Source organism: Pseudoduganella sp. SL102, from assembly GCF_027856995.1.
Classification (GTDB): Bacteria; Pseudomonadota; Gammaproteobacteria; order Burkholderiales; family Burkholderiaceae_D; genus Rugamonas; species Rugamonas albidiflava.
In genome coordinates this window covers 2,412,821-2,430,208 of sequence record NZ_CP115554.1, presented here as the reverse complement: position 1 = coordinate 2,430,208, position 17,388 = coordinate 2,412,821, and the positions used below count along the sequence as shown (strand labels likewise).

General features: G+C 65.8%; 13 protein-coding genes. 5 read left to right on the top strand and 8 right to left on the bottom strand.

All coding sequences use genetic code 11. The features are described from left to right. Positions 1-327: 327 nt before the first annotated feature. Positions 328-1,266: a lytic transglycosylase domain-containing protein gene (locus OU994_RS10295; RefSeq protein ID WP_281610660.1), complete on the top strand. Its 939-nt coding sequence runs from the start codon at positions 328-330 to the stop codon at positions 1,264-1,266. Between the two features lie 603 nt (positions 1,267-1,869). Here the strand turns inward: OU994_RS10295 and OU994_RS10290 are convergent. The 4 genes from OU994_RS10290 to ribBA all read right to left on the bottom strand — a co-directional run bounded on the left by OU994_RS10290 (position 1,870) and on the right by ribBA (position 5,368). After that, positions 1,870-3,006: an IS481 family transposase gene (locus OU994_RS10290; RefSeq protein ID WP_281608087.1), complete on the bottom strand. Its 1,137-nt coding sequence runs from the start codon at positions 3,004-3,006 to the stop codon at positions 1,870-1,872. A gap of 233 nt (positions 3,007-3,239) precedes the next feature. After that, positions 3,240-3,710, bottom strand: a complete 471-nt coding sequence (nusB, locus tag OU994_RS10285) for a transcription antitermination factor NusB (protein ID WP_281610659.1) — start codon at positions 3,708-3,710, stop codon at positions 3,240-3,242. Between the two features lie 29 nt (positions 3,711-3,739). After that, on the bottom strand, positions 3,740-4,228 hold the full coding sequence (ribH, locus tag OU994_RS10280; RefSeq protein WP_131146987.1) for a 6,7-dimethyl-8-ribityllumazine synthase: 489 nt from the start codon (positions 4,226-4,228) through the stop codon (positions 3,740-3,742). Between the two features lie 30 nt (positions 4,229-4,258). Then, on the bottom strand, positions 4,259-5,368 hold the full coding sequence (ribBA, locus tag OU994_RS10275) for a bifunctional 3,4-dihydroxy-2-butanone-4-phosphate synthase/GTP cyclohydrolase II (RefSeq protein ID WP_131146988.1): 1,110 nt from the start codon (positions 5,366-5,368) through the stop codon (positions 4,259-4,261). Positions 5,369-5,666: 298 nt separating this feature from the next. On the opposite strand from ribBA, the gene OU994_RS10270 reads away from it, so the two are divergent. The 3 genes from OU994_RS10270 (at position 5,667) to OU994_RS10260 (ending at position 10,818) form a co-directional block, all read left to right on the top strand. Beyond that, complete coding sequence (locus tag OU994_RS10270; protein ID WP_281610658.1) at positions 5,667-9,251, top strand: EAL domain-containing protein; 3,585 nt, start codon at positions 5,667-5,669, stop codon at positions 9,249-9,251. Positions 9,252-9,379: 128 nt separating this feature from the next. Further along, complete coding sequence (locus OU994_RS10265; RefSeq protein ID WP_281610657.1) at positions 9,380-10,258, top strand: SMP-30/gluconolactonase/LRE family protein; 879 nt, start codon at positions 9,380-9,382, stop codon at positions 10,256-10,258. Positions 10,259-10,395: 137 nt separating this feature from the next. Continuing rightward, entirely contained in the window at positions 10,396-10,818 is a 423-nt protein-coding gene (locus tag OU994_RS10260; protein WP_281610656.1) for an OsmC family protein, read from the top strand. Between the two features lie 190 nt (positions 10,819-11,008). Here the strand turns inward: OU994_RS10260 and OU994_RS10255 are convergent, their stop codons facing one another. Further along, positions 11,009-12,751 carry a cation:proton antiporter gene (locus tag OU994_RS10255; RefSeq protein WP_281610655.1) on the bottom strand — a complete coding sequence of 581 codons (1,743 nt, stop codon included), beginning with the start codon at positions 12,749-12,751 and terminating at the stop codon, positions 11,009-11,011. Between the two features lie 84 nt (positions 12,752-12,835). Between OU994_RS10255 and OU994_RS10250 the strand changes: the two genes are divergently transcribed. Further along, the gene (locus OU994_RS10250; protein WP_281610654.1) at positions 12,836-14,584 is read left to right on the top strand and encodes a DUF885 domain-containing protein; all 1,749 of its coding nucleotides are present in this window, start codon (positions 12,836-12,838) and stop codon (positions 14,582-14,584) included. Here the strand turns inward: OU994_RS10250 and OU994_RS10245 are convergent. Genes OU994_RS10245 through ribD form a run of 3 tightly spaced genes read right to left on the bottom strand, consistent with a single transcriptional unit; the run spans position 14,559 to position 17,290 of the window. Then, positions 14,559-15,533, bottom strand: coding sequence for a hypothetical protein (locus OU994_RS10245; protein ID WP_281610653.1), 975 nt, complete (start codon positions 15,531-15,533; stop codon positions 14,559-14,561). The two genes, OU994_RS10250 and OU994_RS10245, sit on opposite strands and share 26 nt — an antisense overlap. A gap of 7 nt (positions 15,534-15,540) precedes the next feature. Then, the gene (locus OU994_RS10240; protein WP_281610652.1) at positions 15,541-16,167 is read right to left on the bottom strand and encodes a riboflavin synthase; all 627 of its coding nucleotides are present in this window, start codon (positions 16,165-16,167) and stop codon (positions 15,541-15,543) included. Positions 16,168-16,195: 28 nt separating this feature from the next. Further along, positions 16,196-17,290, bottom strand: coding sequence for a bifunctional diaminohydroxyphosphoribosylaminopyrimidine deaminase/5-amino-6-(5-phosphoribosylamino)uracil reductase RibD (gene ribD / locus OU994_RS10235; protein WP_281611613.1), 1,095 nt, complete (start codon positions 17,288-17,290; stop codon positions 16,196-16,198). Between the last annotated feature and the right edge of the window lie 98 nt (positions 17,291-17,388).

The window sequence follows — 17,388 nt, the reverse complement described above, 5'->3', positions numbered from 1 at the left end:
TTCATTCACGGAGTCGGGGCTCCACATGACATTTTAAGGAGTGTTTTTCTCGAGGCGTCTGCCTCAACGGTTTCACCGGCATGTTTCGACTACAGAGTTCGAAGCCGGAGTTGAAAACCTGCTCCCCGAAAAAAGTTGTATTGCGACTGGTGACCGACCACATCCGCTCGGATCCCAGCTCAGGCAAGCAATGAAGACGTTCCGGCTCGCGCGCCTCCACGGCGGCGACGGACGATAACACATCTGATGCACGGCAATTGCACAGCAACGGTGTCGCGCGACCACGCGCGGCGGGGGCATGCTTTTACGGACATTGCAGGGAGTTCTATGATCAATCGTTTCACTGGGCTGGCTACCGCCGGCCGCTCGCTGGTCTCCGGACCGGCCGCGCGCTTCGGCGCGCAGCGCATCACCCTGCGCAGCGTCTTCACGACTGCGCAACACGCCTTCACGATCTTCGGCGTGACCGCCATCGTCATCCTGGCCGTACTGTGGGCTCGCCCCGACCTGGCGCACATGCTGACGAAATCGCTGGCTCCACAAGAGTCCGCCATGCCCGCACCGGTAGCCGCCGCCAGCACGGTGACCGCGCCGCCGCTGCACGAACTGATGGAAGCACCAGCCATCACCGCCGCCGCGGACAGCGGCAAGCCGCTCAGCGCCGCCGATGAAAAGGCGCTGATGGGCACCCGCAAGCAACAGCAGTGGGTAACGGACTGGCTGTCCAAGCGCTACCGCGTGGCCAACGACGCGGCCAACATGCTGGTCTCGACCGCCTACATGACGGCCCGTGAAATCAAGATCGACCCGCTGCTGATCCTGGCCGTGATGGCGATCGAATCCGGCCTGAACCCGTTTGCCGAAAGCCCGATGGGCGCGCAAGGGCTGATGCAGGTGATGTCGAAGGTCCACCACGACAAGTTCCAGGAAATGGGCGGCGTACAGGCCGCGCTGAATCCGGTGGCCAACATCCGCGTCGGCTCGCTGATCCTGAAGGATTACGTGAAGCGCGGCGGCTCGGTCGAGGCTGGCCTGAAGTATTACGTCGGCGCCGCCGCCTTTGAAACGGACGACGGCTACGGCTCGCGCGTACTGGCCGAATGGAAGCGCCTCAAGCAGGTTTCCGCCGGCAAGAAAGTACCGACCTTCACGCGGCCTCCCGCCCCTGCCCCCGCCCCGGTCACGGTGACCGCGAGCCGCGAGCCGCAGCCCGCCGAGCCTGCTACCACGGAAAAAACCGAAGCGGAGCAACTGGCCGGCCTGTAACCGCCCCAGTCATCGCATCCAAGCCACCTTGCGGTGGCTTTTTTATTGCCTGGAAATTCGTCACCGGCTCCGGCTTGCGCCGCAATGTTTCCTGAGTTCGGGGACAGTCCCTAATGCCGTTCAGTTAGCGGAATTCGACGTAGTTCGGGGCGATGGCGTATTGGTGGCTTGGCAGGGGTTTCGCGAAGCATGCTTCGCGCCTGTCACGCGGTGATGGCTTGCAGTCATCCTCCTCCGGACCGCTGCGGCGGACCGACCGGTCTTCGCATGAGCTTGCCGATTCCTGAGCAAAAACCAGTGTCCGACAGATTTTCCGGATGAAGCGCTCGGAAAAAATGTCCGACACCAAGCACCCCAACGCCAACTCAAATAGTCATGTCGCCTTAACTTAACGGCATTAGCTACAGGCGCCGGATTTAGCGGAAGTGTTGTCGAAAACGGGGTTGGACGCCAATCGCCGTTGAGTTGAAGGTTACCCGGCGCATTGAAAGCGCGTGCGTTCACCCCAACAGCGAAGGGCTGGGGTCAGACCCGCCGGGTGTATGGTCGGGGGACATAGGTAACACATGTCGGGAGACATGGGTTACACATCATGGACCTATGTTACGACGGATTCTGGAGGTCTATCTCCCGAACTTTATGTTTGCAGAAGAAGACCTCCAGTAGACCGTCGGTGCAAGTTGGACGGATCGCCACAGATTCAGCATGCAGGCCTTCGCCGACGAAGTAGCGGTGATGGCCGTAGGAGAGGTAGCCGTTCTTGTCGACCTTCCTGATCTGGTCATCGGGGAGGTATTCGACAGGTGGCAGGACCGATGGAAAGGACCTGCCGCTACACCGGTACCTGCTAATCGGTGGCTGCTGATTGAGCGATTGGTGAGGTCGTACAGCGTTATAGATCTCGCGCCAAGCATCGAACGCGCTCTGACACTGAGCAAGCGAGCCGTAGCCTCTTCGCCCTATTACCTCAAGTTTCAAGGTTCGATGGAAACGCTCATCCTTACCTTGAGTCTGCGGATGGTTTGGCCTGCTGTGGCCCACAGCAATACCCAGCCGTGCCAGCCATACCTCAAGCTTTGTCAGTCCGATGAGACCTGTGCTGCCCCATGGCGGGCCGTTGTCGGCGGTGAAGCGAGCAGGCATTCCGTAACGCTCAAATGTCGACTGCAATGCCGTGCGCACAGTGGCGTAGCGTTCGTTACCGCAAGCAGCGATACATAGGCTAAATCGCGAGTGGTCATCTAAAATTGTCAGCGGATGACACCGACCCGCAGCTGTGTCTGTCAGTGCAAAGTGTCCTTTGAAGTCCATCTGCCAAAGGTCATTGGGCAACTCATGCTCAAAGCGCTTGAACACGACGCTCTGACTAATCGGCACGCCAAGAACCTGGCACTCATGGCGCTGCAAGATCGCATGAACGGTGCTGTGATGGGGCCGCTTGACCGTATCCGGCAGTAGCGCGCAAAGCTTGCGAGCTCCCCAGTACGGGTACTCAAAATGCAACGCCAGAACTTGCATCTCAAGCTCACCGTCAGCGGTGCAGGGCGAACAATGCGGCTGCCGTGAGCGATCCTGCAGGCCCCCTTCGCCTTCAGCATGATAACGCTCCAACCACTTGTAAGCAGTCTTGCGGCTGATGCCAAATCGGCGGCAAAGCTCAGCGATGTTTGCCGAAGCGCTCAGTACGAGCAGCACGAATTCCAGTCGGGATGACATAGAGGTGGACTCCTTCCAAGGCATTGCACGCTCCCGTTAATGGATGTGCAATGATCATAAAAGGTGTTACCTATGTCTCCCGACAGATGTTACCCATGTGTCCCGACAAAACACCCGCCGGGTCTGACCCCGGAATTTGCACTTGGGTGAATGGATGCGATTCAGCTCCAGGAAACATTGCCTGGAAAATAGGGTCCGTCCATTTTTCAGGCAACAAAAAAGCCATCTGCAGGTGGCTTGAGTGCGAAGACGGTGGATCAGCGCTTCTTGTCCGCCGCCACTTCGTCGGCGCGCAGTTTCGGCGCCAGTTTGTCGAGCACGCCGTTGACGTACTTGTGGCCGTCGATGCCGCCGAACGACTTGGTCAGTTCGACCGCTTCGTTGATGACGACGCGGTACGGGATTTCCGGGTGGTTCTTCAGTTCGAACGCGCCCAGCAGCAGCACCGCGTGTTCGATCGGCGACAGCTCGCCGATGCCCCGGTCGACCAGCGGTGCGAAGCCTTCGCGCAGCTCGACCGATTGCTCGATCGCGCCATACAGCAGCGCCGCGAAGAAATCGCCGTCGGCCTTCTCGAAGCCGTGGGCGCCGCGGATGTTGTTGACGACCGTCTTCGCCGGCTCATTGTTCAGCAGCCATTGATACAGACCCTGCAGCGCGAACTCGCGCGCGCGGTGACGCGGCGTGCGGTTCTTGCTGGGGTTGGCGTGCACAGCTTTATCGTTCATGGTTATTCCTTTGTATTTCTCGTTGCAGCTTATTCGTCGTCCGCGACGTCCGGCTGCAGCTCTTCCAGCGCGATCGCCAGGTTCGCCATCTCGACGGCCACGCGCGCCGCATCGGCACCCTTGGTGGCCATGCGCACTTCGGCCTGCTCGTCATTCTCGGTGGTCAGCACGGCATTGGCGATCGGAATGCTGAAATCCAGGCCGATGCGGGTGATGCCGGCGCCGGATTCGTTCGACACCAGCTCGAAGTGGTAGGTTTCGCCACGGATCACGGCACCCAGCGCCACCAGCGCATCGAACTGGCCGGATTCGGCCATCTTCTGCAGCACCAGCGGGATTTCCAGGGCGCCCGGCACGGTCACGTGCAGCACGTCTTCATCCGCCACGCCAAGGTGCTTCAGTTCGGCGAGGCACGCCGACAGCAGGCCGTGGCACACGTCTTCATTGAAGCGGGCCTGGACGATGCCGATGCGCAGGCCTTCGCCGTTCAAATTGGTTTCGTAGGTTCCTACGGTCATGATGGGCCTCTTATATAGTGTGGGGAAGAATCAAGCTTCGGGTTTGGCCAGGTAGCCGGTCACTTCCAGGTCGAAGCCCGTCATCGACGGCATCTTGCGCGGGCTCGCCAGCAGTTTCATGCGGCGCACGCCGATCGCGCGCAGGATCTGGGCGCCGATGCCGTAGGTGCGCAAATCCATGCTGGCGGCGCGGCCCTGCGGTTTGGCATCCTTGTTCAGCGCGGCCAGCTGGCCGAACAGCTGCTCGGCCGTCTCGCCGCAGTTCAGCAGCACCATCACGCCCTGCTTCGCGCCCTTGATGGCCTTCAGCGAAGCGGACACGTTCCACGAGTGGGTGGTCGCGTCGGTTTCCAGCAAGTCCAGGATCGACACCGGCTGGTGCACGCGCACCAGCGCCTCATCGTCGGCCGAGATGTCGCCATGCACCAGCGCCAGGTGGGCACTGCCGCTCGGCGTGTCGCGGAACGCGATCATCCGGAAATCGCCGTGCGCCGTACGCAGTTCGCGTTCGGCCACCCGCTCGACCATGCATTCCTTGGCGCTGCGGTAATGGATCAGGTCGGCGATGGTGCCGATCTTGAGGCCGTGCTCCTTGCCGAATTCCAGCAGGTCCGGCAGGCGCGCCATCGTGCCGTCGTCCTTGACGATCTCGCAGATCACCGAGGCCGGGGTCAGGCCGGCCATCGCGGTCAGGTCGCAACCCGCCTCGGTGTGGCCAGCGCGCATCAGTACGCCACCCTTGACGGCGCGCAGCGGGAAGATGTGGCCCGGCTGCACGAGATCGGAGGGCTGCGCGCCCTTGGCGACGGCCACCTGGATGGTGCGCGCACGGTCGGCCGCCGAGATCCCGGTGGTCACGCCTTCGGCGGCTTCGATCGACACGGTGAAATTGGTGCCGAACGAAGTGCCGTTGCGGGTGGCCATCAGCGGCAGTTCCAGGCGGTCGACGATTTCTTCGGCCAGCGTCAGGCAAACCAGCCCGCGCGCATAGCGGATCATGAAGTTGATGGCTTCCGGCGTGACGAAATCCGCCGCCAGCACCAGGTCGCCCTCGTTCTCGCGGTCTTCTTCATCGACCAGGATCACCATGCGCCCGGCGCGCAGCTCGGCGACGATTTCTTCGGTGCTGGAGATAGTCATGTAATAAATCCTTGGCGTGTTTCGCAACCCGCTATTTTAATGGATTTGGCGCACTTTCACCCGACTATCCAGTGGGCCGGAGAATGCGCCGCATTCCAATGGAACAATCTGTCATGCTTATCTGAAAACCAACAAAACCATTTGCAACCTCTGCGGTACTGGCTATGATCGGCCGGCAGACCGTACGGTACAGGGTGCGTTTCCTGCCGCTCGGGCTACCAAAGACAACAGTCGTGCGCCCGCCACGGGAATGGCGGAGTAGCATGAAATTACAGGATCGACTTGTCGAAAAGGTATCATGCCCACCATTCTGATCGTCGATGACCGCCCTACCAACCGCGACTACCTGCTGACACTGCTCGGTTTCACTCCGCATAACGTGCTCGAAGCGGCCGATGGCGCCCAGGCGCTGGACCTGTGCCACCGCCACCGCCCGGACCTGGTCATCACCGACATCCTGATGCCCACGATGGACGGCTACGAGTTCGTGCAGCGCCTGCGCGCCACGCCGGAACTGGCCGCCACGCCGGTCATCTTTTTCTCCGCCACGTACTCGCTGCCCGAAATGCGGGCGATGGGCGCGGCATGCGGTGTGCGCACGGTGCTGCCGAAACCCGCCGAGCCGCTAGCGATCCTGGATGCCATGAACCTGGAACTGGGGCTGGATGAAGCGTACTCCAAGTCGACCGCCGAAGTCGCCCGCGCCGCCGCGCCGGCTGCCGCGGGGTTCTTCAATTCGCCACCGGCCACGGCTTTCTTCGATTCTCCACCGGCCCCGGCGCCCTCCGATGCCACGCCAGCTGCCGGATCGACCAACGCCATGCCAAGCGCGCCGGCATCGCCCGACAACACCGTGCAGCGGATGGCGGCGCTGCACGAACTGTCGCTGCGCCTGAATGGCGAACGCGACGCCGGTGCGATGGCGCGCCGCTTCTGCACGGCCGCCAGCACGATCCTGCATGCCGACATCGTGGTCCTGTGCCTGCTCGATGCGCATGAAAGCGGCGTGCAGCACGTGGAAGCGGTCGGCATCGACGTGGGCCTGGTGCGGCCGGTGCTGGTCGAGCGCGGCGCGTTCCCCGGCTCGATGATGGACCAGCACGAGGGGCTGCGCCGCTGCCGGGCCGATGGCGACATGCCGGCGCTGCCGGGTGGCCATCCTGAAGTGGCCAACCTGCTGGGCCTCGCCGTGCGCGACCAGTTCCACCTGTACGGCTGGCTGTATGCGGCGAACCGCCGCGGCGCGCCCTGCTTCGACGATACCGACGAACAGTTCATCCGCATGCTGGCCGCGCAGCTGGCGGTCGCCTACGAGAACATGAACCTGTACGAGGTGGTGCAGCGCCACGCGGCACAGCTGCAGATGGAAGCGTCGGCGCGGCGCAGCGCCGATGCGGCGCTGCGCACCAGCGAAGCGCGCTACCGGGCCATGACACAGTCGGCGCCGGATGCGATCATCGGTTCCGACCAGGACGAGCGCATCCTGCACTTCAACCGCGCCGCCGAGGCGATGTTCGGCTACAAGGAACAGGAAATGCTGGGCCAGCCGATCACGCTGCTGATCGCCGAATGCTCGCTGGCCGAGCACCGCGAGCGCGTGCAGCGCTACCGCAAGCACGGCGAGCGCCTGTACAGCAACCGCATCGTCGAACTGACGCTCAAGCGCAAGGGTGGCGAAGAGTTCACCGGCGAGCTGGCGCTGTCGGCGGTCAGCGTGAACGGCGAAGCGATCTTCACCAGCATCCTGCGCGACATCACCGCGCGCCGCGCACTGGAGGAACGCCTGCGGCTGTCGGCCCAGGCATTCGACAGTGCGCAGGACAGCATCATGATGATGAAGGCCGACGCCACCATCATCGCCGTCAATCCCGCCTTCGAGCAGGCCACCGGCTACAGCGAGCGCGAGGTGCTCGGCCAGCATCCGCGGCTGCTGGACTCCGGCCGGCACGACAGCGCGTTCTACCGCGCCATCTGGCACAGCCTGGAAACCCAGGGCCAGTGGTCCGGCGAGGTCTGGAACCGCCGCAAGAACGGCCAGGTCTATCCGGAACGCGTGCGCATGAACGCGGTGCGCAACCAGCGTGAAGAGATCGTGGCGTATGTGTCCGTGGCCAGCGACATCAGCGCGCTGAAGGAAGCACACACGCAGCTCGACTTCGTCAGCAACCACGACCCGCTGACGCTGCTGCCGAACCGGAACCTGCTGAACGACCGGCTGCAGCTGGCATTGACGGCGGCGCAGCATGGCGGCAACGAGGTGGCGCTGCTGCTGTTCGATATCGACCGGCTGCAGCGCGTGAACGACGCGCTCGGCCACGCCACCGGCGACGCGCTGCTGCAGGAAATCGCCCGCCGCGTAGCCGCCATCGTGCCGCCCGGCGATACGCTGGCGCACCTGGGGGGGGACGAATTCGCGCTCGTGCTGATCCGCTTCCAGGCCGTGGACGACATCATCGTCACCGTGCGCAGGCTGATGGACCAGGTGGCCGAGCCGGTGCGGCTGGCGGACCAGGACCTGTATGTGACGGCCTCGGTGGGCATCAGCATCTATCCGCGCGACGGCGTCACGCCAGGGGCGCTGCTGACGGGCGCGGACGTGGCGCTGTCCCACGTGAAGGAAGCCGGCCGCAACAACTTCCACTTCTACACGGGCGAAATGAACGCGCACGCGCTGCGCTGGATGTCGCTCGAGGTGCACCTGCGCCATGCCGTCGAGCGCAACGAATTGCGCCTGTATTTCCAGCCGCAGGTGTCGCTGGCGGACGGCCGGGTCACCGGGGTCGAGGCGCTGCTGCGCTGGCAAAGCGCGGAACTGGGCATGATCCCGCCCGGCGACTTCATCCCCCTGGCCGAGGACAGCGGCCTGATCCTCGACATCGGCACCTGGGTGATCGAGGAAGCGTGCCGGCAGATGAAGGCATGGCATGCGAAGGGATTGCCGGCGATGACGGTGGCCGTCAACGTGTCGGCCCGCCAGTTCGCCACCGGTACGGTGCCCGCCGTGGTCAGCAAGGCATTGCGGGACAACGGCGTGGCGCCCCGCTGGCTGGAAGTGGAGCTGACGGAAAGCGTGATGATGCACGACAGCGAGCACACGCAGATGCAGCTGAACGAGCTGTCGGCGATGGGCGTGTCGATCTCGCTCGACGATTTCGGCACCGGTTACTCGTCGCTCGGCTACCTGTCGCGCTTCCGGCTCGACAAGCTGAAGATCGACCAGACCTTCGTGAAGAACATCACGACCGATCCGCGCAGCGCCGCCATCGCGCGCGCCACCACGGCGCTGGCGCATGGCCTGAACCTGGTGGTGGTGGCCGAAGGGGTCGAGACGGAAGGCCAGCTGGCGTTCCTGCGCGACATGGGCTGCGACAAGATCCAGGGCTACCTGTTCAGCCGCCCGCTGCCGGTGGACGAGCTGTCCGTGCTGCTGCTCGAACAACGGATGCTGGCGACCGTGGCGCTGCCGCCGCCGGCTGCGCGCACGCTGCTGCTGGTCGACGACGAACCGGGCGTGCTGCATGCGCTGGAGCGGGCATTCCGGCGCGAAGGCTACCGGGTGCTGCTGGGCAGCAGCGGGCGCCAGGCGCTGGAGCTGTTGGCCAGCAACGACGTGCAGGTGGTGCTGTCGGACCAGCGCATGCCGCACATGGACGGCACGGAACTCCTGGCGCGGGTGCGCGAGCTGCATCCGCATACGGTGCGGATGATCCTGTCGGGCTATGCGGACGTGGCCAGCATCCAGCAGGCCATCGACCGGGGCGCGATCCACAAGTTCCTCGGCAAGCCCTGGGACGACACCGAGCTGCGCGCGGCGGTGCGCGAAGCGTTCGACCTGGCGCAGGCGCAACACCCCGTGGTACCGGTGGGCACGGCCGACCGATAACCCGCGCAAGCGCTGCGATCACAATTTCGCGCAGGCCCGCGCGGCCGGCCCACGCGCCCGGCGTTTTCGGGTAAATTCCGGTGGATGAGCGCTCCCCGTTCAGCTTTCATTCAACTTACCGGACTACCATGACACCGCAAAACCTGTGGCCGCTGGGCGCCGAACTGGGCGAAGGCCCGGTCTGGATTCCCGAACAGAACCGCCTGTATTTCGTCAACCTGGTCGGCAACACGCTGCACGCGCTCGATGCCGGCGGCACGCGCCACGCCTGGCCGCTGCCTGACTATGTGTGCTGGCTGATTCCCCGCAAGGATGGCGACGGCTACATGGCCGGCCTGCGCGACGGCTTCGTGCGGCTCTGGCTGGATACCGCCTCGGCCACCCCGCGTTTCGAATACCTGCACCGGCTGCCCGGCGCCGATACCGGCATCCGCCTGAACGATGCGAAGGCCGACGCGGCGGGCCGCATCTGGGCCGGCTCGATGAACGCACGCGACGTGAGCCGCGCGGACGGCAAGCTGTTCCGGCTCGACCCGGATGGCAGCCTGCACGTTGCGCTGCCCGAGTACCACATCTGCAACGGCCCGACGTTCAGCCTGGACGGCCGCACCATGTACCACAACGACAGCTTCCTGAACCGCACCTACGCCTACGCGGTGAACGCCGACGGCAGCCTGGGCGCGCCGGCGCTGTGGCGCCAGTTCGGCGAAGGCGAAGGCTCGCCGGATGGCATGACGGTGGACAGCGAGGATTGCGTGTGGATCGCCCAGTGGGGCGGCGCGCGCGTATGCCGCTACAGCCCCTCGGGCGAACTGCTGGCAACCATCCCCATGCCGGTCAACCAGCCATCGTCCGTGGCGTTCGGCGGCGCGGACCTGAAGACGCTGTACATCACCAGCGCCTGGCAGGGCTTCGATGCGGCCGCGCGGGACGCCGATCCGCAGGCGGGTGCGCTGTTCTCCGTGCAGCTCGACGTGGCCGGCGTGCCGGTGGCCCGCTTCGGCTGAAATTCGGCTGCATTTCGGCCGGGTTTCATCTGAACGATCCGGCCGGCCGGCGCCTCTACCACAAGCAAGACGTCGCGCCGGGCCGGCCGGCATAAGATACGGGGGCTATACCAACCAACCCTGTGGAGGAGATCGCGATGAAGACGAACGGTTCGGCTGTCTGGTCCGGCGGCATCAAGGATGGCAAGGGCGCCATCAGCAGCCAGAGCGGCGCATTGAAGGAGTACCCGTACGGCTTTGCCAGCCGTTTCGAAGGCAAGCCGGGTACCAACCCCGAGGAACTGATCGGCGCGGCCCATGCCGGCTGCTTCACGATGGCGCTGTCGCTGATCCTCGGCGAAGCGGGCCTGACGGCCGAGAAGATGGAGACCAGGGCCGATGTCACGCTGGAAAAGCAGGACGACGGCTTCGCCATCACCGCCGTGCACCTGACCTTGCAGGCGAAGATCCCCGGTGCCGACGAGGCCAAATTCCAGGAACTGGCGGCCAAGGCGAAGGCCGGCTGCCCCGTGTCGAAATTGCTGAAGGCGGACATCACGCTGGAAGCCACGCTGCTGTAAGGCGGTGCGCGGCGCGCGCCTTTCTTGCTGCTGCTTGGATCCGCCCACCCCAAGTGCAAATTCCGGGGTCAGACCCGGCGGGTCTGACCCCTGCCCTTCGCTGTTGGGGTGAATGCATGCGCTTCCAAAGTGTCGGCAGCGCCTAACTGAACGGCATTGGAGCCCGTCACCGTTCCTCACGTGGCGGCCTTCACTCTCCCGCCCGTGGCGCCTCGCGATCTTCGGGCGCCAGCCTGGCCAACCGTTCCGAACGCTCCACGCCGATGTGGAAGCTGGCCGCGCCCTCCGGCATGCCGGCCGCGCCAAGGGCGAAATGGGCCAGCTGCAGGCCCGACTCCACCGTTTCCGAAATCACCCCGCTGGCGCCGGCATCCTTCAGCAGGCGGGCATGCTTTTCATCGCGCGCGCGGGCGAAGATGGGGATCGACGGATACTGCCGGCGCAGCGCGTGCGTTGCCTGCAAAGCCGCCTTCGGGTCGTCCATGGTCAGTACCACGCCGGCGGAACGGCCGACGCCGAGCCGCGCCATCATGTCCGGCATCGACGCGTCGCCCGAGAACACGTTCGATGCGCCCTCCCTGCCGGCCGCCGCCAGCTGGTGGTCGCGCTCCACCGCCACGCAGGCGATGCCCTGCCGCGCCAGCACGTCCGCCACCAGCCGCCCCACCCTGCCGTAGCCGCCGATGATGACGTGGCCGGCACGGTGCGCATGCTCCGCCGGATCGGGGACGGCACCACCGGCGTTCGCCGCGTTGCGCCCGATGCGCGCTCCCAGCGCGGCGGCACCGGGCGCGACGAGCATGCTGGCGGTCACCAGCACCAGCATGAACTGGCCGGTCGGTCCGGCCAGCAGCCCGGCACCGACCGCATAGCCGAGGATGATGAAGGCGAACTCGCCGCCCTGTCCCATCAGCAGGCCGGCCTGCGCGGCCTGGCGCCAGCCGAGCCGGCGCAGCACCAGCGCCACCACGCCCCCCTTCACGCACACCAGGCCGATCACCGACAGCGGCAGCAGCAGCGGATACTGCGCCACGGTGCGCAAGTCCAGTTCCATGCCCACCGCCATGAAGAACATGCCCATCAACAGGCCGCGGAACGGTTCGACGATGATCTCGACTTCGTACTGGAATTCCGTATCCGCCAGCAGCAGCCCGGCCAGCAGCGCGCCCAGCGCCATCGACAGCCCGGCCGCCGCGGTGGCTGCCGCCACGCCCAGCGTCAGCAGAAGGATCAGCGCCACGAACACTTCGGGCTGGCGCTGCACGGCGAATGCGGTGAACAGCGGGCGCGCCAGGCGGCGCCCCGCCACGTAGACCAGCGCAATGGTGGCGGCGGCCTTGGCTACCGCAAGCAGCAGGGTCCACCACAATGCCCCGCCGGTGCTGCCGGCCAGGCCCTCGACGAGGATCAGCACCGGCACCACGGCCAGGTCCTGCAGCATCAGGATGCCGAAGCAGGCCTGCCCCAGCGGCGTGGCCAGCGTACCGGCGCGGCCCAGCAGCTGCATGACGACCGCGGTGGACGACATCGCCAGCGTGATGCCGATCGTCAGCGCCGGCGCGGCGGGGTTGCCGAAGGCGAAAGCGATCGCGCCGATCGCCACCGCCGTCAGCACCAGCTGCAGCACGCCGCTGCCGAACACGTCGCGCCGCAGCGCCCAGATGCGGGCCGGCGACAGTTCCAGGCCGATCATGAACATCAGGAACAGGATGCCCAGCTCGCCGAACATCTTGACGCCCTCGACGTCGTGGAAGGTGATGTCGGCCAGCCACGGCAGGCCGGCGGCCCAGGTGCCCAGGCCATGGGGGCCGAAGCACAGCCCCACCAGCAGGAAGCCCGGCATCTGGCTGATGCGCAGGCGCTGCAGCAGGGGCACGGCCAGCCCGGCCAGCAGCAGGAACAGCAGGGCTTCGCGAAGGTCGGAGATCGTCATGCCTGAAGTTTACGTCAACCGGGCCGCGCCACGGCATACAATCGGGCCTTCGCCCATCCGGGTCCTCACCAGAAAGGAAGCTTCATGCCAAGCACCGGCCGCCTTGCCACCCTGACCGCCCTGCTCCTGTGCAGCGCGCTTGCCACCGCCGCTCCCGCCTGGGTCGCGAAGAGCGACGCCCTTGCGCAACCCGTGCTGCAGGATGCCGGCAGGTACCTGCCCGAGAACGCGTCGTCGCTGGGCAGCGAGGAATTCGATGCCGATGTCGCCGATTTCAAGCCGCGCAACTATGAACGCGAGCTGGCGGATGCGCAAAAACGCCTGGTATCGCTGCGCCAGCTGCGCACCGCCGAAACGGACCCGAAGGTGCGCCAGGACCTCGACATCCTGATCGACTCGCGCACCAAGAAGATCGCCACGATGAAGCTGGAGCGCCAGTACCTGCTGACCCACGTGAACGTGGCGGAGCTGATGTACGGCGGCCTGCAGGCGCTGCTCGACCCGCGCAACAAGCCGGAGCGGCAAAAGGCCGCGCTGGTGCGCCTGAAACGCTATGCCGGCAGTGAACAGGGCTACACCCCGCTGGCCACGCTGGCGCGCCAGCGCGGCGAGGAACAACTGGCGCGCAAGGGACTGATCGGCCCGTACGTGGCCGAGATCGAGGATGGCCTGAACAACAACCCCACTTACCTCGACGGCATCGCCGAGCTGTTCAAGGCCGCGAAACTGACTGGCTGGGAGGCCGATTTCGCCACGCTGAAACAGCAGGTGAAAGCCTATGACGACTGGACCCGCGCCAGCGTCCTGCCCCGCGCCCGCAAGGAGGTAAGGCTGCCGGCGGCGCTGTACACGGACCGCCTCGTCAACGTGGGCGTGGATATCGCGCCGGAACAGATGATCGAGCGCGCCAGCTTCGATTTCCAGGAATTGCGCGACCAGATGCAGGTGGTCGCCGCCACCGTCGCCGCGCAGCGCAAGCTGCCGTCCGCCGACTACCGCGACGTGATCCGGGAATTGAAGAAGACCTCGATCCCGGCCGACCAGCTGCTGCCCTATTACCGCAAGCGCGTGCACGAAATCGAGGAAATCATCCGCAAGCACGACATCGTGGCATTGCCCGAGCGGGCGCCGAACATCCGCACCGCCACCAATGCCGAGGCGGCCGCCACGCCGGCGCCGTTCATGAGCCCTCCCCGCCTGATCGGCAATACCGGCGAATACGGCGAGTTCGTGATCCCGCTGTCGAACCCGAAATCGAAGGGCAAGATGGACGACTTCGATTACGAGGCGATGGCGTGGACGCTGTCGGCCCACGAGGCGCGCCCCGGCCACGAACTGCAGTTCGCCTCGATGGTGGAACAGGGCATGTCGATCGCGCGCGCCAACTTCGCCTTCAACAGCACCAACGTGGAAGGCTGGGGCCTGTATTCGGAAGCGCTGATGCTGCCCCACATGCCGCCGGAAAGCCAGCTGGTGTCGCTGCAGATGCGGCTGCTGCGGATGGCGCGGGCGATGCTCGATCCGGCGGTCAACCTGGGCCGCATGACGCCGGAACAGGCCAAGGCCTTCCTGATGCGCGAAGTGGTGCTGTCGGAACCGTTCGCGCAGTCGGAGGTGGACCGCTACTCCTACCGCTCGCCGGGCCAGGCCACCTCGTACTACTACGGGTATGTGAAGCTGCGCGCGCTGCGCACGCTGGCCGAGATCGAACTGGGCGACAGGTTCCGGCAAAAGGAATTCAACGACTTCGTCATCGCCCAGGGCATCCTGCCGCCGGACCTGCTGAAGGCGGCGGTGATGCAGGACTTCATCGCTCCGCGGAAGGCGCGCTGACCGGCGCCTGCACGGCCTTCGGCTGCGGGGCGCGGCCGCCGTGGCGGATGCCGGCGGCCTCCAGTTCCGCCAGCAGCGCCGGCGCGTAGGCCGCGTTCAGCGCGGCCGCGGGATACTGGTACAAGCCGCCGTGCTCCGGCGCCAGCGGCGCCGCCCTGGCCAGCACGGCTTCGGCGGCGGTCCACAGCCGCTGCACATGGGCCATCATCTTCTTGCGGGCGACGAGCCGCTTCCATGCATCCGGATCGGCGGCGCGCAATGCCTTCAGGTAGGCGGCCGTGTAGAGCATGAAGTCGGCCATGCCGCCGATATTGCCGTTGATCGAATTGGCCCGCGCCGCCATGGCGCGGTACACGGGCGTGTCGGCAAGGGCCACCTCGAACTCGGCGCCGGCCACGTGGGCATTGAGTTCATCGATGAGGGGGAAGAAATCGCCCCGGTTGACGTTGCGGTTGCCGAAGTAGACGGCATAGCGGCCATTCGGCTGGGCCTTGATGTCGGCCGGGATTTCACTGTCCGCCAGCACGAAGCCGGGCGCCTGGCCACGCACGTAGTCGGTCACGTGGATCTCGCCGCGGAAATGAAAGACTGCGCGATTGCCGTGGCAGGCGGACAGCGCGAAGTCGAGCATGTGGTTCGCTTCGTGGAACGCCGTCAGCAGCGCCTGCAGGTCCATCGAGGCGGCATTGCGGATCCACCACATCACCTGCGGCTGGGCCGCGTTGAACAGCGGCCGCACCGAGGCGTATTCGGGCGCTGCCAGCAGGGCCGCCATGGCCGCCGTGTCGTTGCCCGGGGCCTGGGCGGGATCGTCCTTGCAGACTTCGCGGCCGGGCATCTTCTGCGGGCCGGCCGGTTCGAACACGACCGGCATGTGGCCGGTCGCCATGCCGACCTGCGCCGTGCCGGCGCAGCATGCAGCGAACAGCAGGCCGGCCAGCGTCTTCATCGGCAGGTCAGCCCTGGACGTCTTTACCGACCGACAGCATGCGCTCGACATAGCGGGCGATCAGGTCGATCTCCAGGTTCACCTTGCTGTCCACCTTCAGGTGCTTCAGCGTGGTGACCTGGATCGTGTGCGGGATCAGGTTGATCGAGAAGCGGCAGCCGCCGGCGACATCCTCCACCCGGTTGACGGTCAGCGACACTCCGTTGACGACGATCGACCCCTTGAACGCCAGGTACTTGCCCAGCGCGGCCGGGGCTTCGACGACCAGCTCCCACGATTCGCCGACCGGCTCGAACTTGCGCACGATGCCCAGGCCATCGACGTGGCCGGACACCAGGTGGCCGCCCAGGCGTTCATGCAGGGTCAGCGCCTTTTCCAGGTTGACCTCGCCCACGCTGTCCAGGCCCGCGGTGCAGTTCAGGCTTTCGCGCGACACGTCGACGGCGAAGCTGTCCGGCGTTTTTTCCACCACGGTCATGCAGGCGCCGTTGATGGCGATCGAGTCGCCCAGCGCCACGTCGGCCAGCGGCAGGCCGCCGGCATCGATCACGAGGCGCACGCCGGCGTCATGGCCGCCGGGCAGCGGGGTTACGGATGCAATGTTGCCGACAGCGGCGACGATTCCAGTAAACATGGGTGCTCTTCTCTTTCCAATGAGTGTTCTAGTGTGGCTTGCCGGGGCTGCCGGCCTTGTCGACGAAGCGGGCCAGGATGCGCAGGTCGTCTCCCACCATCTTCGCATCGTGGAATTTCAACGGGTATTTCCCGGCCAGGTCGGCCAGCGCCGGCAGCGCGAACATGCCCTGCGCATCGCCCAGCAGCGCCGGCGCCAGGTACAACAGCAGTTCGTCGACGCAGCCTTCGCGCACCAGCGAGCCATTGAGCTTGGTGCCCGCCTCGACATGCAGCTCGTTGACCTGCCGCCGGGCCAGCTCGCGCATCAGCTCGGGCAAGTCGACCTTGCCGCCGGCATTCGGCAGCGTGAGGATTTCCGCCCCCGTGTCGCGCAGCCGTGCTTCGCGTTCGTGGTCGGTCACGGCCGAGACGATCCATGTGCCGCCGCCCTGCAGCACGCGGGCGCCGGGGTCGATGTCGAGCCGGCTGTCGACGACGATGCGGCGCGGCTGGCGCGGCGTCTCCACGGCCCGCACGTTCAGTTGCGGATCGTCCGCCTTCACGGTGCCGATACCGGTGAGGATCGCGCAGGCGCGGGCCCGCCAGGCATGGCCATCGTCGCGCGCGGCCGGGCCGGTGATCCACTGGCTGGCGCCGTTGTGCAGCGCCGTCATGCCGTCCAGGCTGGCAGCGCTTTTCATGCGCACCCAGGGCAGTTGCCGCGTCATGCGCGAGAAGAAGCCGATATTCAGCTCACGGGCTTCGTCGGCCAGCAGGCCGGACGATACCGCGATGCCGGCCTGCGCCAGCCGCGCCATGCCCTGCCCGGCCACCAGGGGATTCGGATCTTCCATCGCCGCCACCACGCGGCCGAGACCGGAGCGCACCAGCGCGTCGCAGCACGGCGGTGTGCGGCCATAGTGGCTGCACGGTTCCAGCGTCACGTAGGCGGTGGCGCCGCGCACGTCGAAACCGCGGCGCTGCGCATCCTTGAGCGCCTGGATTTCCGCGTGGTCCTGGCCGGCCGGCTGGGTGACGCCGGCGCCGATGACGAGGCCATCCTTCACGATGACGCAGCCGATGTGCGGATTCGGCGAGGTGGTGTACAGACCCCGCTCCGCCCATTGCAGCGCAAGGCGCATGCCGGCCAGATCATCGGTGATGTGCTGGCCGGCCGGATCGTCCACGGCGGGGGCCGCGTTGTGAGCGTCGTTGCTTTCCATGGTCCGAAAAATAGTAT